At 72.5% G+C, this 22,822-nt stretch carries 30 protein-coding genes and 7 pseudogenes; 33 read left to right on the forward strand and 4 right to left on the reverse strand.

The features are described from left to right. Positions 1-15: 15 nt before the first annotated feature. The 9 genes and pseudogenes from G5V59_RS01885 to G5V59_RS01925 all read left to right on the forward strand — a co-directional run. Positions 16-234 (forward strand): hydantoinase B/oxoprolinase family protein, encoded by a 219-nt coding sequence (locus G5V59_RS01885; RefSeq protein WP_278255396.1) that lies wholly within the window; start codon positions 16-18, stop codon positions 232-234. Further along, positions 221-388, forward strand: a pseudogene (locus G5V59_RS01890) (hydantoinase B/oxoprolinase family protein); the annotation flags it as partial. The gene G5V59_RS01885 and the pseudogene G5V59_RS01890, both read left to right, overlap by 14 nt. A 236-nt stretch (positions 389-624) precedes the next feature. Further along, positions 625-681, forward strand: a pseudogene (locus tag G5V59_RS01895) (hypothetical protein); the annotation flags it as partial. A 60-nt stretch (positions 682-741) separates the two neighbouring features. Beyond that, entirely contained in the window at positions 742-1,071 is a 330-nt protein-coding gene (locus tag G5V59_RS01900; RefSeq protein ID WP_278260258.1) for a hypothetical protein, read from the forward strand. After that, the gene (locus G5V59_RS01905) at positions 999-1,877 is read left to right on the forward strand and encodes a hydantoinase B/oxoprolinase family protein (protein WP_278255397.1); all 879 of its coding nucleotides are present in this window, start codon (positions 999-1,001) and stop codon (positions 1,875-1,877) included. Before G5V59_RS01900 ends, G5V59_RS01905 begins: the two co-directional genes overlap by 73 nt. Positions 1,878-1,885: 8 nt before the next feature. After that, a complete protein-coding gene (locus tag G5V59_RS01910) occupies positions 1,886-2,647 on the forward strand; it encodes an NmrA family NAD(P)-binding protein (RefSeq protein WP_278255398.1) in 762 nt (253 codons plus the stop codon). Positions 2,648-2,691: 44 nt separating this feature from the next. Beyond that, positions 2,692-3,678 carry a hypothetical protein gene (locus G5V59_RS01915; RefSeq protein ID WP_278255399.1) on the forward strand — a complete coding sequence of 329 codons (987 nt, stop codon included), beginning with the start codon at positions 2,692-2,694 and terminating at the stop codon, positions 3,676-3,678. A gap of 116 nt (positions 3,679-3,794) precedes the next feature. After that, a complete protein-coding gene (locus tag G5V59_RS01920; RefSeq protein ID WP_278259579.1) occupies positions 3,795-4,685 on the forward strand; it encodes a ring-opening amidohydrolase in 891 nt (296 codons plus the stop codon). Further along, positions 4,592-4,789, forward strand: a pseudogene (locus tag G5V59_RS01925) (ring-opening amidohydrolase); the annotation flags it as partial. The gene G5V59_RS01920 and the pseudogene G5V59_RS01925, both read left to right, overlap by 94 nt. Positions 4,790-5,319: 530 nt before the next feature. On the opposite strand, the gene G5V59_RS01930 reads toward G5V59_RS01925, so the two are convergent. Both G5V59_RS01930 and G5V59_RS01935 read right to left on the reverse strand, forming a co-directional pair. Next, positions 5,320-6,012: a WYL domain-containing protein gene (locus tag G5V59_RS01930; protein ID WP_278259580.1), complete on the reverse strand. Its 693-nt coding sequence runs from the start codon at positions 6,010-6,012 to the stop codon at positions 5,320-5,322. Between the two features lie 50 nt (positions 6,013-6,062). After that, the gene (locus tag G5V59_RS01935) at positions 6,063-7,244 is read right to left on the reverse strand and encodes a CoA transferase (protein ID WP_341350816.1); all 1,182 of its coding nucleotides are present in this window, start codon (positions 7,242-7,244) and stop codon (positions 6,063-6,065) included. Positions 7,245-7,332: 88 nt separating this feature from the next. Between G5V59_RS01935 and G5V59_RS01940 the strand changes: the two genes are divergently transcribed. From G5V59_RS01940 to G5V59_RS02025, 18 genes and pseudogenes are all read left to right on the forward strand, one after another. After that, positions 7,333-8,883: a carboxyl transferase domain-containing protein gene (locus G5V59_RS01940; RefSeq protein WP_278255400.1), complete on the forward strand. Its 1,551-nt coding sequence runs from the start codon at positions 7,333-7,335 to the stop codon at positions 8,881-8,883. Positions 8,884-8,916: 33 nt separating this feature from the next. Beyond that, positions 8,917-9,048 (forward strand): hypothetical protein, encoded by a 132-nt coding sequence (locus G5V59_RS01945; RefSeq protein WP_278255401.1) that lies wholly within the window; start codon positions 8,917-8,919, stop codon positions 9,046-9,048. 125 nt (positions 9,049-9,173) lie between these two features. Then, a pseudogene (locus G5V59_RS01950) lies at positions 9,174-9,287 on the forward strand (hypothetical protein); the annotation flags it as partial. A 370-nt stretch (positions 9,288-9,657) separates the two neighbouring features. After that, positions 9,658-10,011 (forward strand): 2Fe-2S iron-sulfur cluster-binding protein, encoded by a 354-nt coding sequence (locus tag G5V59_RS01955; RefSeq protein ID WP_278259581.1) that lies wholly within the window; start codon positions 9,658-9,660, stop codon positions 10,009-10,011. 326 nt (positions 10,012-10,337) lie between these two features. Then, positions 10,338-11,276: pseudogene (locus G5V59_RS01960) on the forward strand (acyl-CoA desaturase); the annotation flags it as partial. Positions 11,277-11,310: 34 nt separating this feature from the next. Beyond that, the gene (locus G5V59_RS01965) at positions 11,311-11,559 is read left to right on the forward strand and encodes a hypothetical protein (RefSeq protein ID WP_278255402.1); all 249 of its coding nucleotides are present in this window, start codon (positions 11,311-11,313) and stop codon (positions 11,557-11,559) included. Between the two features lie 83 nt (positions 11,560-11,642). Continuing rightward, a pseudogene (locus G5V59_RS01970) lies at positions 11,643-11,726 on the forward strand (hypothetical protein); the annotation flags it as partial. A gap of 314 nt (positions 11,727-12,040) precedes the next feature. Further along, positions 12,041-12,448, forward strand: coding sequence for a hypothetical protein (locus G5V59_RS01975; protein WP_278260259.1), 408 nt, complete (start codon positions 12,041-12,043; stop codon positions 12,446-12,448). Continuing rightward, positions 12,411-12,629 carry a hypothetical protein gene (locus G5V59_RS01980; protein WP_278260260.1) on the forward strand — a complete coding sequence of 73 codons (219 nt, stop codon included), beginning with the start codon at positions 12,411-12,413 and terminating at the stop codon, positions 12,627-12,629. The genes G5V59_RS01975 and G5V59_RS01980 overlap by 38 nt, the downstream gene beginning before the upstream one ends. A gap of 2 nt (positions 12,630-12,631) precedes the next feature. Further along, positions 12,632-13,345: a hypothetical protein gene (locus G5V59_RS01985; protein WP_278255403.1), complete on the forward strand. Its 714-nt coding sequence runs from the start codon at positions 12,632-12,634 to the stop codon at positions 13,343-13,345. Next, on the forward strand, positions 13,320-13,541 hold the full coding sequence (locus tag G5V59_RS01990) for a hypothetical protein (protein WP_278255404.1): 222 nt from the start codon (positions 13,320-13,322) through the stop codon (positions 13,539-13,541). The genes G5V59_RS01985 and G5V59_RS01990 overlap by 26 nt, the downstream gene beginning before the upstream one ends. Next, positions 13,468-13,743, forward strand: coding sequence for a hypothetical protein (locus G5V59_RS01995; RefSeq protein WP_278255405.1), 276 nt, complete (start codon positions 13,468-13,470; stop codon positions 13,741-13,743). Before G5V59_RS01990 ends, G5V59_RS01995 begins: the two co-directional genes overlap by 74 nt. A 173-nt stretch (positions 13,744-13,916) precedes the next feature. Then, a pseudogene (locus tag G5V59_RS02000) lies at positions 13,917-14,054 on the forward strand (alpha-amylase family glycosyl hydrolase); the annotation flags it as partial. Positions 14,055-14,138: 84 nt separating this feature from the next. After that, positions 14,139-14,993 (forward strand): hypothetical protein, encoded by an 855-nt coding sequence (locus tag G5V59_RS02005; RefSeq protein ID WP_278260261.1) that lies wholly within the window; start codon positions 14,139-14,141, stop codon positions 14,991-14,993. 369 nt (positions 14,994-15,362) lie between these two features. Then, on the forward strand, positions 15,363-15,677 hold the full coding sequence (locus tag G5V59_RS02010; protein WP_278255406.1) for a hypothetical protein: 315 nt from the start codon (positions 15,363-15,365) through the stop codon (positions 15,675-15,677). 8 nt (positions 15,678-15,685) lie between these two features. Continuing rightward, positions 15,686-16,156 carry a hypothetical protein gene (locus G5V59_RS02015; RefSeq protein ID WP_278255407.1) on the forward strand — a complete coding sequence of 157 codons (471 nt, stop codon included), beginning with the start codon at positions 15,686-15,688 and terminating at the stop codon, positions 16,154-16,156. 82 nt (positions 16,157-16,238) lie between these two features. Further along, entirely contained in the window at positions 16,239-17,816 is a 1,578-nt protein-coding gene (gene treZ / locus G5V59_RS02020; protein WP_278259583.1) for a malto-oligosyltrehalose trehalohydrolase, read from the forward strand. Between the two features lie 143 nt (positions 17,817-17,959). Beyond that, on the forward strand, positions 17,960-18,430 hold the full coding sequence (locus tag G5V59_RS02025) for a hypothetical protein (protein ID WP_278255408.1): 471 nt from the start codon (positions 17,960-17,962) through the stop codon (positions 18,428-18,430). On the opposite strand, the gene G5V59_RS02030 is transcribed toward G5V59_RS02025, so the two are convergent. Continuing rightward, complete coding sequence (locus G5V59_RS02030; protein ID WP_278255409.1) at positions 18,407-18,913, reverse strand: hypothetical protein; 507 nt, start codon at positions 18,911-18,913, stop codon at positions 18,407-18,409. The two genes, G5V59_RS02025 and G5V59_RS02030, sit on opposite strands and share 24 nt — an antisense overlap. Before the next feature lie 165 nt (positions 18,914-19,078). On the opposite strand from G5V59_RS02030, the gene G5V59_RS35480 reads away from it, so the two are divergent. The 6 genes from G5V59_RS35480 (at position 19,079) to G5V59_RS02060 (ending at position 21,573) form a co-directional block, all read left to right on the forward strand. Further along, a complete protein-coding gene (locus tag G5V59_RS35480) occupies positions 19,079-19,663 on the forward strand; it encodes an alcohol dehydrogenase catalytic domain-containing protein (RefSeq protein WP_341350817.1) in 585 nt (194 codons plus the stop codon). Next, positions 19,663-20,271, forward strand: a complete 609-nt coding sequence (locus G5V59_RS02040; RefSeq protein WP_341351116.1) for a hypothetical protein — start codon at positions 19,663-19,665, stop codon at positions 20,269-20,271. Before G5V59_RS35480 ends, G5V59_RS02040 begins: the two co-directional genes overlap by 1 nt. A 50-nt stretch (positions 20,272-20,321) precedes the next feature. Beyond that, positions 20,322-20,594 (forward strand): hypothetical protein, encoded by a 273-nt coding sequence (locus G5V59_RS02045; protein ID WP_278255411.1) that lies wholly within the window; start codon positions 20,322-20,324, stop codon positions 20,592-20,594. After that, positions 20,494-21,099, forward strand: a complete 606-nt coding sequence (locus tag G5V59_RS02050; RefSeq protein WP_278255412.1) for a hypothetical protein — start codon at positions 20,494-20,496, stop codon at positions 21,097-21,099. The genes G5V59_RS02045 and G5V59_RS02050 overlap by 101 nt, the downstream gene beginning before the upstream one ends. Before the next feature lie 62 nt (positions 21,100-21,161). Next, positions 21,162-21,380 (forward strand): NAD(+)--rifampin ADP-ribosyltransferase, encoded by a 219-nt coding sequence (locus G5V59_RS02055; protein ID WP_278255413.1) that lies wholly within the window; start codon positions 21,162-21,164, stop codon positions 21,378-21,380. Further along, entirely contained in the window at positions 21,328-21,573 is a 246-nt protein-coding gene (locus G5V59_RS02060) for an NAD(+)--rifampin ADP-ribosyltransferase (protein ID WP_278259584.1), read from the forward strand. Before G5V59_RS02055 ends, G5V59_RS02060 begins: the two co-directional genes overlap by 53 nt. 353 nt (positions 21,574-21,926) lie before the next feature. Here G5V59_RS02060 and G5V59_RS02065 read toward each other — a convergent pair whose 3' ends face one another. Beyond that, complete coding sequence (locus tag G5V59_RS02065) at positions 21,927-22,766, reverse strand: FAD-dependent monooxygenase (RefSeq protein WP_278255414.1); 840 nt, start codon at positions 22,764-22,766, stop codon at positions 21,927-21,929. Positions 22,767-22,822 lie beyond the last annotated feature (56 nt).

The following is a 22,822-nucleotide window of genomic DNA, read 5'->3' on the forward strand; positions in this document are numbered from 1 at the left end:
AAGAGCGCCGACCCGGTGCTCGTCGAGATCGTCCAGGGCTCGCTCGCCGCCGTCGAGCACGAGGTGGAGACCGCCATCGCGCGTACCTCGCGCAGCCCGATGATCCGCGACGCGCACGACTTCCGCGCCGGCATCCACGACCGCCTGCTGCGCAAGGCTGACCGGTCGCTCGTACTCCGCGCTCGTGCACCCGGTCGCTCGGGACTTCCCGATCGAGGAGATGCAGGAGGGTGACGTCTTCTTCCACAACGACGTCTACCTCTCCGAGGGCGGCATCGGCCACCTGCCCGACCTGTGCGTCACCGTCCCGGTGTTCGCCGGCCCGGAGGGGGAGCGCCGCGTGGTCGCCTTCATCCAGGCCTTCGGCCACCACGACGACATCGGCGGCGCGGTGCCGGGCTCGATGCCCTCGCACGCCACGTCGGTGTTCGAGGAGGGCCTCGCCGTACCACCCATCAAGCCTGTGGGACGCCGGCAAGCCCAACCGTGCGGCGCTGACGATCATGACCCGCAACTCGCGGATGCCCGAGTCGCTGGCGGCCGACCTCGACGCCGAGTGCTCGGCCTGCCTGATGGGCGCGCGGCGCCTGGGCGAGCCTGTTCGACCGCTACGGCATCGAGACCGTGGAGGCCTGCTTCGACGCGGTCATCGACCGCTCGACGGAGACCTACCGCCGCGAGATCCTGTCGAAGATCCCGGTCGGCACCTGGACCTGGGAGGACTACGCCGAGCACGACGGCGTGGACGACCCGAAGCCTGCACACCCAGCGGATCACCCTGACCCGTACGCCGGCCGACGACCCCGAGGGCGAGCGCCCGGTGCTCGACTTCGGTGGCACCAGCCCGCAGGCCAAGGGCCCGATCAACCACTGCGGCGACTACTCCGACGGGGTCTTCCTCAAGAAGTGGCTGGCGCCGATCCTGCGCAACCTCGCCGACACCCCCGAGCGGATGGCCGAGTCTCGACGTCAACGAGGGCGTCGTCCCGCTCATCGACATGCGCTTCCCGCCGCCAGGCACGCTGCTCACGCCGGTGTTCCCGGCGCCGACGAACGCCCGCACCTTCGTGATCCTGCGCCTGCTCGGCGTGCTCGCGGGCGTGCTGGCCAAGGCGGTCGAGGGCCGGATGCCCGCGGACCAGGAGACGATCCGCTACACCGGCGTGTACGGCGAGGACCTCGACGGCCGCTCGTACCTCATGCGCGAGGTGCTCGGTGGGGGCTCCGGCGGTCGCTACTACGCCGACGGCGAGGACACCATCCACGTCGTACCGGACTCGCGGAACCTGCCGACCGAGTTCACCGAGTCGCGCTTCCCGTTCGTCGTGGAGTCGCTCTCCCTGGCCAAGGACTCCGGCGGTGCCGGGCAGTTCCGCGGCGGTCTCGGTTACGAGAAGCACATCCGGATGCTCAAGGACGCCCACTTCATGTCCATCGCGGACCGCTCGATCCTCGCCTGCTGGGGCGTGAAGGGCGGCAAGGCGGGCAAGCCGTTCGAGGTCGTCATCGACGCCGGCGGACCGAACGAGCGCGAGGTCGACGCCCTCGCCGACGCCGAGCCCGTCAAGGCTGGTGAGGTGATCCGGATCCGCACCACCGGCGGTGGCGGCTGGGGCAACCCGCTGGACCGCGACCCGGCGACCGTCGTGCGCGACGTGGTGTGGCAGAAGGTCTCCGCCGAGGCCGCGCTCGCCGACTACGGCGTGGTGCTGACCGGCTCGCTGGACGACGACACCCTCGGGTACGACGCGGAGGCGACCGCCGCCGAGCGTGCCTCCCGTCCGGTGCCGGCCGAGGACGACGCCTTCTTCGACCGGGGCCCGGGCTACGGCCGGCTCGCCGACGGTGCGGCGTACGCCGCCGTCGACACCCTCTGAGGGTCGTCGTGAAGGTCGCGCTCGTCGGAGGAACCGGCAAGACCGGCCGCGCCGTGGAGGCCGCCCTGACCCGGGCGGGTGTGGAGACGCACCCGCTCGGCAGGGCGGCCTTCGCCGACCTGGCCGGTGCCCTGGACGGATCGGGCGCGGTGCACCTGGTGGCGCCGAACCTGCACCCCGACGAGCCGTCGTACGTGCGCTCGGTGCTGGACGCGGCGCGCGCCGCGGGGGTGGGCCGGGTGGTCTACCACTCGGTCGCCTCGCCCTACGTGCCCGCGATGCCGCACCACGTGGGCAAGGCCGTCTCGGAGGACCTGGTGCGCCGCTCCGGGCTGGACTGGACGATCCTGCAGCCCTGCGCCTACGTGCAGAACCTGCTGCCCGCGCTGCGCTCCGGCGAGCTCGCGGTGCCCTACGCCGTCGACAAGCCGTTCGGGCTGGTCGACCTCGACGACGTCGGGGAGGCCGCGGCCGTGGTGCTCACGACGCCGGGTCACCTCGGGGCGACGTACGAGCTCGGGGGGCCGGCGCTGGTCACCACCGCCGACGTGGCCGGCGCTGCGGGTGTGCCCGTGCGCCGGGTCGACGCGGAGCCGGACACGCACCCGTGGCTACGGGCGATGTTCGACTACTACGACGAGCACGGGCTGCCCACCGGACCCGTCCCGCTGGCCGCGCTGCTCGGCCGGACGCCGACGGACGTGGCCGAGGTGCTGGCGCGCGAGCTCGGCTGGCAGGAGTTGCCAGCGTTGAGGCCCGGCATTGGCTGATCCTCACGATGAACGGGGGTGACCCGGCTCACTACGTTCGTCGCATGAGGATCCTTCTCGCCCTGGGCGGCAACGCGATGACGTCGCCCGACGGCAAGGCCCGTCCCGAGGACCAGATCGCCGCCGCAGAGGCTGCCATGGAGGCCGTCGCCGACCTGGTCGCCGAGGGCGTGGACGTCGTGATCACCCACGGCAACGGCCCCCAGGTCGGCAACCTGCTCGTCAAGAACGAGTTCGCCGCCGCGGTCGTCCCGCCCGTCCCGCTGGACTGGTGCGGTGCGCAGACCCAGGGCACGCTCGGCGACGTCCTGATGAACGCCCTCGACGGCGCGCTGGCGGCCCGCGGGATCGTCCGTCCCACGGCCGCGCTCGTCACCCGCACCCGGGTCGACGCCGCCGACCCCGCGTTCGCGAAGCCGAGCAAGCCGGTCGGTCGCTACCTCTCCGCCGACGAGGCCGCCACGATGATCGACCACGGCGAGACCTGGGAGGACCGCGGCGAGCGCGGCTGGCGACGGGTCGTCGCCTCGCCCGAGCCGCTCGAGGTGCTCGACGCCCCCGCGGTGATCGCCCTCGTCGAGGCCGGCTTCGTGGTCATCGCCAACGGTGGCGGCGGGATTCCGACGATCAAGCGCCCCGACGGCGCGCTCGCCGGCGTCGAGGCCGTGATCGACAAGGACCTCGGCGCGGCCCTGCTGGCCCGCAGCATCGAGGTCGACCGAACTCGTCATCGCCACCGACGTCGCCCACGCCATCCTCGGGTTCGGCACGCCGGACGCGCGCGACATCGGCGAGGTGAGCCTCGAGGAGATGCGCGGGTACGCCGCGGAGGGTCACTTCGCCGGCGGCTCGATGGGTCCCAAGGTGGACGCCATCTGCCGCTTCGTCGAGGAGTCCGGCCGCGCCGGCGTCATCACCGACCTCAACAGCATCGTGAAGGCCGTCTCCGGACGGGCCGGCACGATCGTCCGTCCCAGCCTGACCAGCCCCATCGACAGCCCCACCGACAGCACCACCGAAAGGAAGCCTGACATGCCCGCAGCCATCGAGGTCCGCAAGGTTCCGATCCACTCCGTGGCGGACGCCTCCGAGTCGGCGAAGGCTCATCGACGAGGGCGTCTTCGCCGCCGACCGCGTCATCGCGATCATCGGCAAGACCGAGGGCAACGGCGGGGTGAACGACTACACCCGGATCATCGCCGACCGCGCCTTCCGCGAGGTGCTCGTCGCCAAGGGCGCGCCCGAGGACCAGGTCAAGCAGGTCCCGATCGTGTGGTCCGGCGGCACCGACGGCGTGATCAGCCCCCACGCCACCATCTTCGCCACGGTCGACGTCCCCGAGGACGACCCGAGCCGTGAGGAGCAGCGGCTCACCGTCGGCTTCGCGATGAGCGAGCCGATCCTGCCCGAGGAGATCGGCTACACCGCGATGATCGAGAAGGTCGCGGCGGGCGTGAAGGTCGCCATGGAGCGCGCGGGCATCACCGACGTCGCGGACGTGCACTACGTGCAGACCAAGACGCCGCTGCTCACCATCCACACCATCCGCGACGCGCACAGCCGCGGCAAGGAGGTCTGGACCGAGCACACCCACGAGTCGATGGATCTCTCCAACGGTGTCACCGGCCTCGGCATCGCCGTCGCGCTGGGCGAGATCGAGATGCCCACCGACGCGGACGTGATGAACAACCGCGACCTGTACTCCTCGGTCGCCTCCTGCTCCTCGGGCGTCGAGACTCGACGTGGCGCAGATCGTCGTGGTCGGCAACGCCAAGGGCGTCGGCGGCCGGTACCGGATCGGCCACTCGGTCATGAAGGACGCGCTCGACCAGGACGGCATCTGGGAGGCCATCAAGTCGGCCGGTCTCGACCTGCCCGAGCGTCCCCGCACGGCGGACCTCGACGGCAAGGCTCGTCAACGTCTTCCTCAAGTGCGAGGCGTCGCAGAACGGCGAGGTCCGCGGGCGCCGCAACGCGATGCTCGACGACTCCGACGTGCACTGGCACCGCCAGATCAAGTCCTGCGTCGGCGGCGTGACCGCGGCCGTCACGGGCGACCCGGCCGTGTTCGTGTCCGTCTCGGCTGCTCACCAGGGCCCGGAGGGTGGTGGCCCCGTCGCCGCCATCGTCGACCTGGGCTGACCGGTGAGCCTGACCGGGGACAAGAAGGGCCCGACCGCCGCGTGCGGTCGGGCCCTTCGCCGTCCTCAGGGGGCGGCGGGGGAGAAGACGCTGATCTGCTGACCGGCCGGGTCGCGCAGGTAGGCGAACGCCGGGACGCCCGGACCGACGTCGAGGTGCTGGCTGACCACGGTCCCGCCGAGTCTCCTCGGCCGCGCGGCAGGTGGCGGCGACGTCGGCGACCATCACGCTGAACACGGCGTGCGACGGGAACCGCCCGCCCGTGCCGAACAGCCCGCCGATCGGGGCGCCTCCCGCCGGGCCGGTGACCAGCCGGTAGTCGAGGCCCCCGGCCTGGGAGGCCTCGTCGGCGCTGAACGTCCAGGCGAACAGGCCGCCGTAGAAGCGCTCGGCGGCGGCCGGGTCGTCGGTCGCGACCTCGAACCAGGGGACGGTGCCGGGGGTGGGTGCTGCTGCGGTCTCGCTCATCGAGTGTCTCCTCCGTGCGGATGGGTGGGTGCCGACCACGCTCGCAGCGGTTGGCGACAGCCCTATGTCGGAGTTCCCGCGACTCTTCCGAACGCGCTCTCCGGAGTGCGGACCTCGTGCCCCACGGCCTCCGGCTCGATGACCCGGTGCGGCCCCCGCGGTACGTCGGCCAAGCGCTCGGCCCGCGAGATCCGGTCCATCCGGAAGATCCGGTCGTCCTCGCGCAGCCGGCACCAGGCGGTGAGGTACGCCCCGCCGGGGGCGACCACGACGTGCTGCGGCTCGACGTCCCGGTCGCTCTCGGTGCCCGCCCCGTCGACGTACCCGATCCGGAGGACGTGGCCGCCGTGCACGGCCCGCCAGATGGTCTCGGCCACGTCGGCGTCGGGGACGGCGCCGGGCCGGACGATGACGCGCACCTTGGCCGCGGCGGCGTACGCCTCGGCGAGGGCGTGGGCGGGCATCGCGGCGGCGATCTTCTGCAGCGCGCTGCGGGCGTCGCGGGCGAAGACGGCGTCACCGGTCCCGCTGCTCAGCGCGATCGCGACCGCGGTCGCCTCGCGCGGGGTGAAGTTCAGCGGCGGCAGGCTCATCGAAGGGTCCAGGCTGTAGCCGCCGGTGCGGCCCTGCTTCGTCGCCAGCGGTACGCCGGCCTGCCCCAGCGCACTCAGGTCCCGCTCGATCGTGCGCACGCTCACCTCGAAGCGCGTGGCCAGACGGCCGGCGCTCAGCCCGCGCGGACCGGCCGCACGCAGGCTCCTCGACGAGCGCGTAGAGACGGTCGGTCCGGTTCATGACCCGCAGGCTAGGCCCGAGCGGGGACACCGCTCAGGAGTCGAGCCACTCCCGGATCGCCTCGTTGTGCTGGCCGAGCGTCGGGGGAGCGACGTGCTCGGGCCGTCCGCCGGCGTAGTCGTTGTCGTCGAAGCGGAGCGCCGGGCCGGGCAGCCTGCACGGTGCCGAGGGTGGCGTGCTCGACGTCGATGAGCAGGCCCTGCGAGCGGGTCTGCTCCCAGTCGTAGACCTCGTCGAGGGTGCGCACCTTCCCCGCCGGTACGCCGGCCGCGTCCAGCCGGGTCAGCACGTCGGCCGCGGGGAGGTCGGCGAGCAGGGACTCGACGAGCGCGATCACGTCGTCGCGGTGGGCCACCCGCTCGGGGTTGGTCGCCATGCCCTCGCGGGCGGGGTCCACGCCGAACTCGCGGCAGAAGTCCTGCCACAGCCGCTCGGAGCCGCACGCGATCTGCACCGGGCCGTCGGCCGTGCGGAACATGCCGTAGGGCGCGATCGAGGGGTGGTGGCCGCCGGCGAGCCCCGGGACCTCGCCGGCCACCGTCCACTTGGTGCCCTGGAAGGCGTGCACGCCGACCATGCCGGCGAGCAGGGAGGTGTGCACGACCCGGCCCTTGCCGGTGCGCTCGCGCTCGAAGAGGGCCGCCACCACGCCGTAGGCGCCGTTCATGCCGGCCAGCAGGTCCGCGATCGGTACGCCGACCTTGGTCGGCTCGCTCAGGCCGGTGAGCGACATCAGCCCGCCCTCGCCCTGGGCGATCTGGTCGAAGCCGGAGCGCTTCGCCTCGGGGCCGTCGTGGCCGAAGCCGGTGATCTGCAGGACGACCAGCCGCGGGTTGAGCTGGTGCAGCCGCTCGACCGGGAAGCCCAGACGGTCGAGCACGCCCACCCGGAAGTTCTCCATCAGCACGTCGGCCCGCTCGACGAGGCGCGCCAGCACGTCCTGGTCGGCCGGGTCCTTGAGGTCGAGGGTGATCGACTCCTTGTTGCGGTTGGCCGAGAGGAAGTACGTCGACTCCCGCTCGCCCTGCTCCGGCTCCACGAACGGCGGCCCCCACGAGCGGGTGTCGTCGCCGGTGGGGCTCTCCACCTTGATGACGCGCGCGCCGAGGTCGCCGAGCATCATCGCGGCGTGCGGGCCGGCGAGCGCGCGGGTCAGGTCGAGCACCAGGACATCATCGAGCGGGGCAACCATGTCCTGGACGTTATTGACGGTCCGGCGCGCTCGCCATGGCAGCAATTGCCAAGGCGCACCTCGTTCGCTTGGACCTAGTGTCCGCCGCATGACCACCCCCCGCCGCTCCGCCCGGCAGGCTCGTGGAGCCTGCTCGCCGACCCCGGCTCGTTCGCGTCCTGGGACGTGGCGCCCGAGCACGGTCCGATCGAGGAGCGGTACGCCGCCGAGCCTGACGGCCGCCGCGGAGCGCTCCGGACTCGACGAGGCCGTCCTCACCGGCGAGGCCACCGTCGACGGGCACCGGGTCGCCCTGGTCGTCTCCGAGTTCGGATTCCTCGCGGGCTCCATCGGTCGCGCCACCGCGGACCGCATCGTGGCCGCGGTCGAGCGCGCCACCGCCGCGGGGCTGCCGCTGCTCGGGCTGCCCGCGTCGGGCGGCACCCGGATGCAGGAGGGCACGCCCGCCTTCGTCCGGATGGCCGGCATCGCCGCCGCGGTCGCCGCGCACCGGGCGGCGGGGCTGCCGTACCTGGTCTTCCTGCGGCACCCCACGACCGGCGGCGTGATGGCGTCGTGGGCCTCGCTCGGCCACGTCACGATCGCCGAGCCGGGTGCGCTGGTGGGCTTCCTCGGGCCGAAGGTCTACCGGGCGCTGGAGGGCGAGGACTTCCCCGCCGAGGTGCAGACCTCGGAGAACCTGCACCGGCACGGGATCGTGGACGGGGTCGGCTCGGTCGAGGACTTCCGCGACGTCGTACGGCGGGTGCTGGGCGTGCTGGCGCACCCGGGCTCGCCGACCGCCGCACCGGCCCTGCCGGAGCCCGCCGCACCGGACGCCTGGGACGCGATCACCCGCACCCGGCAGGCCGGCCGGCCCGGCGTACGCGAGTCTGTTGGGGGAGGGAGCCGCCGACGCCGTCGTGCTGCACGGCAGCGGCGTGGGCGAGACCGCCCCCGGCCTGGTCCTGGCGCTCGCCACGCTCGGCGGCACGCCCTGCGTCGTGGTGGGCCACGACCGCACCCACGGCGAGGCGTCCGGGCCGGAGGCGCTGCGCGTCGCCGCCCGCGGGATGCGCCTGGCGGCCGGTTCGCGGCTCCCGCTGGTCACCGTCGTCGACACCCGCGGCGCCGCGCTCTCGGTCGCGGCCGAGGAGGGCGCGCTCGCCGGTCTCATCGCCCGCTCGATCACCGACCTGGTCACCCTGCCCACACCCACCGTCTGCGTCCTGCTCGGCGAGGGCACCGGCGGGGGAGCGCTTGCCCTGCTGCCCGCGGACAGGATCGTCGCCACCGAGCACGCCTGGCTCTCCCCGCTGCCGCCCGAGGGGGCCAGCGTGATCCGCCACGGCGACACCAGCCACGCCGCCGCGATGGCCCGCGCCCAGCAGGTCGGCGCCTTCGCCCTTCGCGATGCCGGGCTGGTCGACCGGATCGTCCCGGAGCACGACGACGCGGCCGCGTTCTGCCGCTCGGTGGCGGCCGTGGTGGCCGAGGAGCCTGGCCGGGATGGGACCGGTCGACCTGGCCGCCCGGGCCCGGCGGTTCCGCGGCAGCGCGGTCCTCACCGCGTCCTGATCTTGAGCCAGGCCCTCCCGGGTCAGCCAGGTCACCAGAGGCTCCGGGCTGTACCCCGCACCCCGCACAACATCCGTCTTGACGACTTTCAGTGCACAACGGTTCACTGAAAGGCATGACGGAGACCACAGTCGACCGCCGCGGCCCGTCCTGGGAGCGGGTGCGCAAGGCTGCCGACAAAGCTCACCACCCCGCTCCTGCCGGACGACTACCTGACCCTGATCAACCCGCTGTGGAGCTCGCGTGAGCCTGCGCGGCCGGGTGGAGCGGGTGATCCCGGAGACCGATGACGCGGCGACGCTGGTGATCCGGCCGGGCTGGGGCTGGCGCTACCTGCACCGGCCCGGGCAGTTCGTCGGGATCGGCGTCCAGGTGGGCGGGAAGTACCACTGGCGCTCGTACTCCGTGAGCTCGCCGCCGGTCCGCTCCGGGCGGACGCTGGCGATCACCGTGCGGGCGATGCCGGAGGGCTTCCTCTCCGAGCACCTCGTCAACGGCCCGGAGCCCGGCACGATCGTGCGCCTGGCGACGCCGAGCGGCGACTTCGTGCTGCCGGACCCGCCCCCGCCTCGCTCGCTGTTCCTGGTAGGCGGCAGCGGGATCACGCCGGTGATGTCCATGCTGCGCACGCTGGACCGGCGCGGCACCATGTCGGACGTCGTCCTGCACTACTCCTCGACCTCGCCGGAGCGGATGATCTTCCGCGAGGAGCCTGGAGGCCCTGCACGACAAGCACCCGAGCCTCACGGTGATCCAGCGGCACACCGACACCGAGGGGATGCTCGACCTCGCCACCCTCGACCAGATCGCCCCGGACTGGCGCGAGCGGGAAACCTGGGCCTGCGGGCCGGCGCCGATGCTCGACGCGGTCGAGGAGCACTGGGCGAAGGCGGACCTGGAGGACCTGCTGCACCTGGAGCGGTTCTCCCTGCAGGTCTCCGGCGACGGCGGCGAGGGCGGGGAGATCACCTTCCAGAACTCCGGCAAGACGGCCGAGGTCGACGGCGCCACCACCGTGCTCGACGCGGGGGAGCAGGCCGGTGTGGGCATGCCCTACGGCTGCCGGGTCGGCATCTGCCACACCTGCACCGTCACCAAGATCTCCGGGACCGTGCGCGACCTGCGCAACGGCCACGACTTCGACCAGCCCAACGAGCAGGTGCAGACCTGCGTGACCGTCCCGGTCGGCGCCTGCGTGCTCGACATCTGACCGACCGACCTCTTCTCCGACGACCACCAAGGAGCCTCCCATGGCCATCGCCGACGTCACCGAGTACGCCCACCTCACCCCCGAGGAGGTGGAGCAGATCGGCCGCGAGCCTGGACGCCATCCGTGCCGAGATCGAGGAGTCGCGCGGGGCGAGCGACGCGGCGTACATCAACCGCGTGATCACCACCCAGCGCTGGATGGCCGCCGCCGCGCGGATCGGGATGATCGCCAGCGCCCCCCTGCCCGCCAAGGTACGACGACCGGTCGTCGCCGCCAGCGCGGTGAGCCTCGGCCTGGCCAAGATCCTGGAGAACATGGAGATCGGCCACAACGTCATGCACGGGCAGTGGGACTGGATGAACGACCCCGAGATCCACTCCTCGACCTGGGAGTGGGACACCGGGCAGCCGGCCGAGCAGTGGAAGCACAGCCACAACTACATCCACCACCAGTTCACCAACGTGCTCGGCTACGACAACGACATCGGCTACGGCGTGCTGCGGATGGCGCGGGAGCAGAAGTGGCACCCGGTGAACCTCGGCCAGCCGGTCTACAACGCGCTGCTGGCGGGGCTCTTCCAGTGGGGCGTGGCGCTGCACGACCTGGACCTGGAGGCGATCCGGAAGGGCCAGAAGGACCCGAAAGAGATGAAGCGCCACCTGCGCCAGATCCTCAAGAAGGGCCGCAACCAGATCCTCAAGGACTACGTCCTCTACCCGGCGCTGACGGGCAAGCGCTGGAAGGAGACGCTCAAGGCCAACGCGAGCGCCAACCTGATGCGCAACCTGTGGGCCTACCTGATCATCTTCTGCGGGCACTTCCCCGACGGTGCGCTGCACTTCACCGAGGACGAGACTCGACGACGAGACCCGCGCCCAGTGGTACCTGCGCCAGATCCTCGGCACCGCGAACTTCGAGGGCGGCAAAGTCTGCTGCACGTGATGAGCGGCAACCTGGGCTACCAGATCGAGCACCACCTCTACCCCGACCTCCCCAGCAACCGGTACGCCGAGATCGCGCCCCGCGTGCGCGCCCTCTGCGACAAGTACGACATCCCGTACACCACCGGCCCGCTGCACCGCCAGTACGGCCAGGTGCTGCGGGTGGTCATGAAGCTCTCGCTGCCCAACCGGCTGACCTCCGACGACAAGCCGCCCACGGGTGAGAACGTCACCGTGGAGCACGGCCGCCGCCAGCAGGAGGCGCGCCAGCAGCGCCGCCGCGAGCTGGGCGGGTGGTCGCGCTCGGACCAGGCCAGCGCGTGAGCGTGGGGGCGCCGGACCGTCGTACGGTCGTGCGGTGCGCGCTCGCGCGCGTGTGCGGGCACTGCGGGGGAGCCTGGGCCGGCCGATCGTCTTCCTCGGCGACGCCGAGGAGGATGCCCGCAACGCCTTCCACCGCCCACCGCTGCACGCGACCTGCGCCGCCACGCTGCGGGCGGACGAGCCGGACCTGGTGCTGGTGCGCACCGGCGGCTTCGAGTTCGTGCGCCCGGGCGGGGACGATCCGGACCCGGAGCCGCGCTTCGTGCCGAACTCCCGACTGTGACACTCGCCCCACGGCCTGGGTGAAGCACCGGTGGGGGGGTACACCTTGCCTCGGAGGATTCCGACGGAGAGGGAGTGCACGTGGTGGAGACCTGGCCTGGAGCGGCGTACCCGCTGGGCGCGACGTTCGACGGCAGCGGGACCAACTTCGCGCTGTTCAGCGAGGTGGCCGAGCGCGTGGAGCTCTGCCTGATCGACGTCGGTGAGGACGGCGGCCGGAAGGAGACCCGGGTCGAGCCTGACCGAGGTCGACGGCTACGTGTGGCACGGCTACCTGCCGGCGATCCAGCCCGGCCAGCGCTACGGCTACCGCGTGCACGGCCCGTGGGACCCCGCCAACGGCCTGCGCTGCAACCCCGCGAAGCCTGCTTCTCGACCCCTACGCCAAGGCGACGATCGGCGACATCGACTGGGGCCAGAGCCTGTTCGGCTACGACTTCGACGACCCCGAGTCCCGCAACGACGAGGACTCGCTGGACCGGATGACGCTCGGCGTGGTGACGAACCCGTGGTTCGACTGGGAGGGCGACCGCCACCCCCGCACGCCGTACGCCGAGACGGTGATCTACGAGGCCCACGTCAAGGGCCTCACCGCGACCCACCCCGACGTGCCGGAGAACCTGCGCGGCACCTACGCCGGGCTGGCGCACCGCTCGGTGATCGAGCACCTGCAGGGCCTCGGCGTCACTGCGGTCGAGCCTGATGCCGGTGCACCAGTTCGTGCACGACGACGTGCTGCTGCAGCGCGGCCTGCGCAACTACTGGGGCTACAACACCCTCGGCTTCTTCGCGCCCCACGCCGGGTACGCCGCCGGGTCGGTCCCCGGCGGGCAGGTCCAGGAGTTCAAGGCGATGGTCAAGGAGCCTGCACGACGCGGGCATCGAGGTGATCCTCGACGTGGTCTACAACCACACCGCGGAGGGCAACCACCTCGGCCCGACGCTCAGCCTCAAGGGCATCGACAACCCGGCGTACTACCGCCTCGTCGACGACGACCAGCAGTACTACATGGACTACACCGGCACCGGGAACTCCCTCAACGCCGGCAACCCGCACTCGCTGCAGGCTGATCATGGACTCGCTGCGCTACTGGGTCACCGAGATGCACGTCGACGGCTTCCGCTTCGACCTCGCCTCGGCGCTGGCGCGGGAGTTCTACGACGTCGACCGGCTCGCCACCTTCTTCGAGCTCGTCCAGCAGGACCCGGTCGTGAGCCAGGTGAAGTCGATCGCCGAGCCGTGGGACGTCGGCCCCGGCGGCTACCAGGTCGGGAACTTCCCGCCGCAGTGGACCGAGTGGAACGGTGCCTACCGCGACACCGTCCGCGACTTCTGGCGCGGCGACCACAACCTCGGCTCCCTGGCGAGCCGGCTGGCCGGCTCGGCCGACCTCTACGAGCACACCGGCCGGCGTCCGGTCGCGAGCATCAACTTCGTCACCGCCCACGACGGCTTCACCCTGCGCGACCTGGTGTCCTACGAGACCAAGCACAACGAGGCCAACGGCGAGGACGGCCGCGACGGCGCCGACGACAACCGCTCCTGGAACCACGGGGTGGAGGGGCCGACAGACGACGGCGGCGTCAACGAGGCGCGGGCGCGCGACCAGCGCAACCTGCTCGCCACGCTGCTGCTCAGCCAGGGCGTGCCGATGATCCTGCACGGCGACGGTACCGGCCGCACCCAGCACGGCAACAACAACACCTACGCGCAGGACTCCGCGATCAGCCTGGATCGACTGGGAGCGCACCGACCGCCCGTTGAGCGAGTTCGTCAGCGAGCCTGACCCGGCTGCGCCGCGAGCACCCGTCGCTGCGCCGCCAGCGCTTCTTCACCGGTACGACGGTCCGCACCGGCGAGGGGGAGCGGCTCAACGACATCGTCTGGTTGCACCCCGAGGGCCGCCCGATGGAGGACGGCGACTGGGCGGGCCTGCGCACGTTGGGGATGTACCTCAACGGCGACGGCATCGCCGGCCGTGACCGCCAGGGCCAGCCGATCCGCGACGACCACTTCCTCATCCTGCTCAACGGCGACGGCGACCAGGACGTGACCCTTCCCGACGAGGAGTACGCCGCCGCCTGGCAGGTCGTCCTCGACACCAGCGGCAGGCTGCGACCCGGACAAGAAGGCTCGCCGCGGGAGAGGTCTTCGCGCTGCCGCACCGCTGCGTCGTCGTGCTGAGGCAGTGGCAGGAGCCCGAGCCGGAGGCCGACGTCAGCCCGGCGGCCTCGGTCGCCTCGATGGCGGGAGAGCAGTGAGCCGGGTCCCGAGCAGCACCTACCGCGTCCAGGTCCGGGAGTCCTTCGACCTCGACGCGACCCGGGAGCCTGCTGGCCTACCTCGACGACCTCGGCGTGGGCTGGGTCTACCTCTCCCCGATCCTCGAGGCGCACCCCGGCAGCGACCACGGGTACGACGTCGTGGACCCGACCCGCGTCGATCCGGCCCGGGGCGGGCCGGACGCCCTGGCCCGGCTGTCCGCGGAGGCGCACCGGCGGGGGATGGGCGTGCTCGTGGACGTGGTCCCGAATCACGTGGGGGTGGAGAGCCCGGCCACCAACGGCTGGTGGTGGGACGTGCTCAAGCACGGCCGCGACTCGCGGTTCGGCCGCTTCTTCGACATCGACTGGTCCGCCGGCGGCGGCAAGGTGCTGCTTCCGGTCGTCGGTGACGACGACCAGCCCGACGCCGCCGGACCGATCGGCAACCTGCACCTGAGCGACGGGATGCTCGGCTACCACGACCACCGCTTCCCGATCAGCCCCGGGACCGCCGGCGACACCGACGACCCGCAGGTCGTCCACGCGCGCCAGCACTACCGCCTGGTCTCCTGGCGCACGGCCGACGAGGACATGGACTACCGGCGCTTCTTCGCGGTCAACACCCTCGCCGGGGTGCGCGTCGAGGACCGCGACGTCTTCGAGGCCAGCCACGTCGAGATCGCGCGCTGGTTCCGCGAGCGGCTGGTGGACGGCCTGCGGGTGGACCACCCGGACGGGCTGCGCCACCCGGCGGCGTACCTCGACGACCTGGCCGAGTCTCACCGGGGGCGCCTGGGTCGTGGTGGAGAAGATCCTGGAGCCCGGCGAGGACCTGCCGGCGCGGTGGAGCACCGCCGGCACCACCGGCTACGAGGTGCTCGCGACCATCGACCGGGTGCTCGTCGACCCCGCCGGCGAGTCCGCGCTCGGCGCCCTCGACGAGCGGCTGCGCGGCGGCGTACCACCCTGGGCAGAGCCTGGTCCGCACCAACAAGCGGCACGTCGCGGACACCATCCTCCGTGCGGAGGTACGACGCATCGCCCGCGAGATCGCCGCCGAGTCCGGAGGTCGTCCCGGACCCGGCCTGGCGTGCCGAGGTGGACCAGGTGCTGGTCGAGCCTGCTGGCCGCGTTCCCGGTCTACCGCTCCTACCTGCCCGTCGGCCGTGAGCACCTGCAGCACGCCGCGGACCTGGTGCGGGCCGATCGTCCCGATCTCGCCGGCGCCCTCGACCTGGTGCTGCCGCTGCTGGAGGACCGGGTGCGACTGCCCTCGCTGCGCTTCCAGCAGACCAGCGGGATGATCATGGCCAAGGGCGTCGAGGACCGCGCCTTCTACCGCTGGTCCCGGCTCACGTCGCTCAACGAGGTCGGCGCTGATCCCGCGGAGTTCTCGCTGACCGCCGACGCGTTCCACGACGCGATGGCCCGCCGCCAGGCCAACGCCCCCGACGCGATGACCACGCTGAGCACGCACGACACCAAGCGGGGCGAGGACGTCCGCGCCCGGATCAGCGTGCTGGCCGAGGACCCCGCGGGGTGGGCCGAGACGATCGACGCCCTGCTGGAGGCGGCGCCCGCGCCCGACCCCGGCTTCGCGAACCTGCTGTGGCAGGCGGCCGTGGGTGCCTGGCCGATCAGCCGCGAGCGCCTGCACGGCTACGCCGAGAAGGCGATGCGCGAGGCGGGGGACCGCACCACGTGGACCGAGCCGGACGCGTCGTACGAGAGCGGCGTGCACGCCCTCGTCGACGCGGCCTACGACGACCCGGCGGTGGCCGGGTTGGTCGAGGACGCCGCCGCGCGGCTGGCCGGCCCGGGCTGGAGCAACGCGCTGTCGGCCAAGCCTGCTGAGCCTCACCGTGCCCGGCGTCCCGGACGTCTACCAGGGCAGCGAGCCTGTGGGAGCAGAGCCTGGTCGATCCCGACAACCGGCGACCCGTGGACTTCGCGCTGCGGCGCCGGCTGCTCGCCGAGGCGGGGCCGGTGCGCCCGGACGGCCCGGCAGACGACGGCCGCGCCAAAGCCTGCACGTGGTGCGCACCGCCCTGCGCCTGCGGCGCGAGCGGCCGGACCTGTTCGCCCGCTACCAGCCGCTGAGCGCCACCGGAGCCGCCGCCGGCCACCTGCTGGCCTTCGACCGCGGTGGTGCGATCGCGGTGGTGACCCGGCTGCCGCTCGGCCTGGAACGGGCGGGCGGCTGGCGCGACACCCGGCTGGACCTGCCGCCGGGGGAGTGGCGCGACGTCCTGACCGACCGCCCGGCGACCGGCGAGGTGGGCTCCCTGCTCGCCGACCTGCCGGTGGCCCTGCTCGTCCGGGAGGACGCATGAGCCTTCGAGGTCTGGGCGCCGCGTGCCCACCGGGTCCGGCTGGTGCTCGACGGCGACGTGCAGCCGATGCACGCGACGAACCGTGGCTGGTGGAGCGCCGAGACCGGCGAGGTGCCCGACGGCACCCGCTACGGCTACCTGCTGGACGACGACGAGACCCCGCTGCCCGACCCTCGCTCGGGGCGTCAGCCCGACGGCGTGCACGAGTCTGTCGGCCACCTTCGACCCGTCCGCGCACGCCTGGGACGATGCCGCGTGGACCGGCCGTCAGCTCGCCGGCGCGACGATCTACGAGTCGCACGTCGGCACCTTCACCCCGGAGGGGACCCTGGACGCGGTCGCCTCCCGGCTCGAGCACCTCGCGAGCCTCGGCGTCGGCTTCGTCGAGTCGATGCCGGTCAACGCCTTCAACGGCGTGCACAACTGGGGCTACGACGGCGTGCTGTGGTCCGCGGTCCACGAGCCCTATGGCGGCCCCGCGGCGTACCAGCGCCTGGTCGACGCCTGCCACCGGGCAGGCATCGGCGTGATCCAGGACGTCGTCTACAACCACCTCGGCCCGTCGGGGAACTACCTGCCCCGCTTCGGCCCGTACCTGAAGGACGGCCGCAACACCTGGGGCGACCTGGTCAACCTCGACGGCCCGGGCTCGGACGAGGTCCGCCGGCTCATCCTCGACAACGCACTGATGTGGCTGCGCGACTTCCACGTCGACGGGCTGCGGCTCGACGCGGTGCACGCGCTGGCCGACGACTCCGAGGTGCACCTGCTGGAGGAGATGGCGGTCGAGGTGGCCGCGCTCTCGGCGCACCAGAACCGGCCGCTGACCCTGATCGCCGAGTCCGACCTCAACGACACCCGGATGGTGACCCCGCGCGAGGGCGGCGGCCGCGGCCTGGACGCGCAGTGGAGCGACGACTTCCACCACGCCGTGCACGTCGCGCTGACCGGCGAGACGACGGGCTACTACGCGGACTTCGCGCCGCTGGGTGCGCTGGCGAAGGTCCTCGACCGCGGGTTCTTCCACGACGGGACCTGGTCGAGCTTCCGCGAGCGCGACCACGGCCGGCCCGTCGACACCGAGCACATGCCCGCCTGGCGGCTGGTCGTGTGCGTCCAGAACCACGACCAGGTCGGCAACCGCGCGCGCGGCGACCGCACCGCCGAGCACCTGAGCGACGAGCGGCTGCTGTGCGGTGCTCTGCTGACGCTCGCGAGCCCGTTCACACCGATGCTCTTCCAGGGCGAGGAGTGGGCGGCCAGCACGCCGTTCGCCTTCTTCACCTCCCACCCCGAGCCGGAGCCTGGCGAGGGCGACCGCCGAGGGCCGGCTCGCGGAGTTCGAGAAGATGGGCTGGGACCCCGACGACGTCCTCGACCCGCAGGACCCGGCGACCTTCGAGCGCAGCCGGCTGGACTGGTCCGAGTCTGTCCTCCGGCCGGCACGCGCGGGTGCTCGCGGGCTACCGGCGGCTCGCGGAGCCTGCGGCGTGCGCACCCCGAGCCTGACCGACCCGTCGTTCGGCCGGGCCACCGTCGACGAGGAGGCCCGCCGGCTCACCCTCGATCGCGGCCCGCTCAGCGTGCACGTCAACCTCGGCGACGAGCCGTGGGAGGTCGAGGCGGGCGAGCCTGCTGTTCGCCACCAGCGAGCAGGTGACCGCGGTGGGGGCGCGGGTCGTCGTACCGGCGGGGAACGGGGTGCTCGTCCGGCGGGTATGAAACGGCCGCGATCGAGCAGCGTCCAGGGCATGGTCAATCTCGCGATCGTCTACTACTCCAGCCTACGGCACCGCCCACGCCATGGCCTCACGCCTGGCCGAGACCGCGGAGCGCGCGGGTGCCGACGTACGACTGCGTCGGGTGCGGGAGACCGCGCCCGACGAGGTGGTGCAGAGCGTCGACGCCTGGGCCGCCCACGCGGCCTCGGTCGCCGACCAGCCCGTCGCCGAGCCCGACGACCTGGCCTGGGCTGACGCGGTGATCATGGGCTCCGGCACCCGCTACGGCCACGTCACCAGCCAGCCTGCAGGCCTTCATCGACACCCTCGGACCGCTGTGGCAGCAGGGTGCGCTCGCCGACAAGGTCTACTCCGCCTTCACCTCCAGGCTCGACCCTGCACGGCGGCCAGGAGTCGACGATCCTGGCGCTGCACACGACCTTCTGCCACTTCGGCGGCATCATCGTGCCGCCCGGCTACACCGACCAGGTCAAGTTCGACGACGGCAACCCGTACGGCGTCGGCGTGGTCACCGGCGGGGGCGAGGTGCTGAGCGACACCGCGACCAGCGCCCTCGACCACCTCGCGAAGCGCGTGGTCGAGGTCGCCGGCCGGTTGGCGTCGTAGCGCTCAGCCCTCGCCGGCCCGCTCGGCGATGTCGGCGGGGGTGACGTCGACATCGCTCGGGTCGGCCTCCGCGTCGATCTTCGTGACCGGCTTCGGCGCGGCCTTCTTGCGCGGCTTCGGCTTCGCCACGGGTGCCGGGTCGAGACCCAGGCTCCTCGGTCACGTTGACCGGCTCGTCGGGGTCGATGTCGACGTGCGGCTGCTCGTCCGCCTCCGGCTCGGGCGCTGCCGGCTCGGGCTCGACGTCGGTCGGCACGGGCGGCGCCTCGGCGGACTGGCTGCCGCCGACCAGGGAGCTCGCGGCGGACTTGGCCAGGCCGACTGCGGATCCCACCGCGGTGCCGGCCACGGCGGCCGGGACCTTCAGCGTCTCGACGGCGACGTCCTTGATCTTGCCGATCGGGTTCATGCGGTTCCCTTCGTTGACGGTGGATGCCGCACCGGTCGGTACCCGGTCGGCCGGGCCCTACCCGCGCGGATCACCGCATCCGGGCACGGGTACCGCGAGGGCCCGAACCCGCCCCCGAGGAGGTATCCCGACATGAAGGCAGTGACGTGGCAGGGAGTCCACGACATGAGGGTCACCGATGTGCCCGACCCCACCATCCAGGAGCCCACCGACGCGATCATCAAGATCACCTCGACCGGGCTGTGCGGGTCAGACCTGCACCTGTACGAGACGCTCGCCCCGTTCATGGAGGCCGGTGACGTCGTCGGCCACGAGCCGATGGGGATCGTGCAGGAGGTCGGCCCGGCGGTCACGGCGCTGAAGCCGGGGGACCGGGTCGTCGTCCCGTTCAACGTCTGCTGCGGCTCCTGCTGGATGTGCGAGCGCCAGGCTCTACAGCCAGTGCGAGACCACGCAGAACCACGAGCACGGCACCGGAGCGAGCTTCTTCGGCTACAGCAAGGCTCTACGGCCAGGTCCCCGGCGGACAGGCGGAGTACCTGCGGGTCCCCTTCGCCAACTTCCTGCCGGTCAAGGTGCCGCACGAGCACGACGACGACCGGTTCCTGTTCCTCTCCGACGTGCTGCCGACCGCCTGGCAGGCGGTGCAGTACGCCGACGTACCGGACGGCGGGACGTTGCTCGTCCTCGGCGCCGGCCCGATCGGCGACATGGCGGCCCGGATGGGCGTGCGCCGGGGCTACCGGGTGATGTCCGTCGATCGGGTCCCCGAGCGGCTCGCGCGCGTGCGCGCCTTCGGCGCGGAGCCGGTCGACCTGGACGAGGCCGAGAAGGTCGGCGGCATCGGCGGCGTGGTCCGCGAGGCCACGGGCGGCCGCGGCGCCGACTCCGTCATCGACGCCGTGGGCATGGAGGCCCACGGCTCTCCGGGAGCGAGCCTGGTGCAGAAGGCGACCGGCCTCCTGCCCGACGCCGTGGCCGAGCCGCTGATGAAGAAGGCCGGGATCGACCGGCTCGCCGCGCTCTACACCGCCATCGACGCCGTACGACGCGGCGGGACCCTCTCCATCGTCGGCGTCTACGGCGGCGCCGCCGACCCGCTGCCGATGATGCAGGCTCTTCGACAAGCAGGTGCAGATCCGGATGGGCCAGGCCAACGTGCGCCGCTGGACCGACGAGTCTGCTCGCGATGCTGGTCGAGGACGACCCGTTCGGCGTGGATGCCTTCGCTACCCACCACCTCCCGCTCGACGAGGCGCCGAACGCCTACGAGCACTTCCAGAAGAAGGAGGAGGGGATGGTCAAGGTGGTCTTCCGGCCGTGATGCTGTCGTGTGGCGGGTGAGCCGTTCGTGGTGATCGTGAGCGGTGCCCCGACCGAGGCGCCGCCACGACCTCAGGAGCCACCGATGCAGCAGCCCGTCGCCCGCCGGATGTTCGACCTCACCGAGCCGATCTGCCTGGTCAACTTCTTCTCCGAGGAGCCGAACGAGGAGATGGCCGCGCTCGGCTTCACGAGCCTACTGGGACGGCTACTTCGCCGGGCGCTCCGCACCGCTCGGCCGCGTGCCCGCCGAGGTCGTGCACGCGGCCTTCTACAACTTCGGCCCCGGCGAGGTCGCCCGGCACCTGCCCAAGGTGTGGGCGAGCACCACCCCCGAGGCAGCCCATGCGGCCCGTGAGCGCGGATGCGTCGCCGCACTGCGCCGGATCCTCGGCCCGCTCGGCTCCGGTCCCGACGTCGCCCGCGCGGCCGACCTCCTGGCTGCCGCCTCGGCGGGCGCGCCCACGGAGGGCCGGGTCATGTACGCCGCCCTGCGCGCCCTCCCCGTCCCCACCGACCCGCTCACCCGCCTGTGGCATGCGGCGAACCTGCTCCGCGAGCACCGCGGCGACGGCCACATCGCAGCCCTCGTCACCGAGCGGATCGGCGGTCTGGAGGCGCACGTGCTGTCCGCGCTCGACGCCGGCATCTTCCCCGCCGAGTCCTTCGGCCGGATCCACCACCTGCCGAAGCAGGTCCTCGCGGACCTGATGGCCGGGCTGCGCGAGCGCGGCCTCGTCGACACCGAGGGCCACTTCACCCCGGCCGGCCGGGCGACCAAGGACCGGATCGAGGCGCGGACGGACGAGCCTGGCCCGGGCGCCGTACGACGGGCTGGGGGCGGACGACCTCGCCGAGCCTGATCACCCTCCTGGAGCCGATCGCGGCCCGGCTGCGGGAGACCGGGTCCCAGTAGCCTGGCGCCGTGAGCGACGTACTCGACGACGGACCGTTCTTCCACGGCACCAAGGCCGACCTGGTGGTCGGCGACCTGCTGACCGCGGGCTTCCGCTCGAACTACCGGCCGGAGGTGGTGATGAACCACATCTACTTCACCGCGCTCGTCAACGGCGCCGGCCTGGCGGCCGAGGCTGGCCGCGGGCGACGGGGAGCCGCGGGTCTACGAGGTCGAGCCGACCGGTGAGTTCGAGAACGACCCCAACGTCACCGACAAGAAGTTCCCCGGCAACCCGACCCGCTCCTACCGCAGCACCGCACCGATCCGGGTGGTCGGCGAGGTCACCGACTGGGAGCGGCTGAGCCCGGAGGCGCTGCAGGGCTGGCGGGACCGGCTCGCCGCGATCCTGCACGAGGAGCGCGGCGAGATCATCAACTGAGCGGTACGCCGGCGTAGTCGGGCAGACTCGGGTCCGTTGATGGCCGTCTCGATGAGCGCCCCGATGGCCTCCATGTCGGGCTCGGGCGGCGGGCCCGCGTCCGGCGTGGGCGCGGGGGCGGTGAGCATCTCCACGTGCATCCGGCCGAGCTCCTGGTTCGCCTCGACGCAGGCCTGCATCCGCTCCTGGTAGCGCGCGAACCCGGTCTCGGGGTCCCAGCCGGCCGCGGCCAGGCTCCCCGGCGAGGAGGTAGGCGCCGATCAGCGCCATCCCGGTCCCGGCGCCCGACATGGGGGAGGCGCAGAAGGCGGCGTCCCCGAGGAGGCCGATCCGGCCGTTCCACCATCGGTCCATCACCACCTGGGCGACCTGGTCGAGGTAGAAGTCCGGGCTGGTGTCGAGGTGGGTGAGGATCCGCTCGGTCTCCCAGCCGAACCCCGCCATCTGCTCGCGCAGGAGCCTGCTTCTGCTGCTTCTGCGCGGTGAGGTCGCGGTGGTCGATGGCGACCTCGGAGGCCGGGAAGGACATCATCGCGATCGCCGTGGACGGATCGCCGCTCGGGCGCAGCCCCGCCCACCGGCCTGCGTTCTGGTGGTCGATCAGCCATCCGTCGATGCCGAACTCGTTGGGCACGGTGAAGAACGCCAGCCCCAGCCCGAGGTGACGCACGAACTGCTCGCGCGGGCCGAAGACCGTCGCCCGCAGTGCCGAGTGCAGTCCCTCGGCGCCGACGACGAGGTCGAAGCGCCGGCGCCCACCGCTCGCGAGGACCACGTCGACACCGTCCGCGTCCTGGGCCACCTCGGTGATCCGGTCGCCGAAGACGTACTCGACGTCGGCGTGCGTGGCGTCGTACAGGAGCCTGGGAGAGGTCGCCGCGCAGGATCTCGATCTCGGAGACGTAGCCGTCGCCGTCGTTCTCGTCGGCGCGGTGGGTCTCCAGCACGTTGCCGTCCGCGTCAACGGAGTACGCCCCCCGGGTGTCCGTGCAGGCCGCACGCACCTCCGTGTCGAGTCCCATCCGCCGGATCACCTCCTTGGCCACCCCGCGTGCGTCCACGGCCTGCCCGCCCGGCCGCAGCCCGGGCGCCTGCTCCACCACGGTCACCCGCGCACCCCGCCGGCTCAGCCAGTGGGCCAGCGCCGGCCCCGCGATGCTCGCGCCCGACACCAGCACGTTGATCTCGCTCATCAGTTCTCCTCCGGTACGTCGACGGTGGGTACGACACGGGCTGGCGCCGGAATTCA

It is taken from the genome of Nocardioides convexus (genome assembly GCF_011090295.1).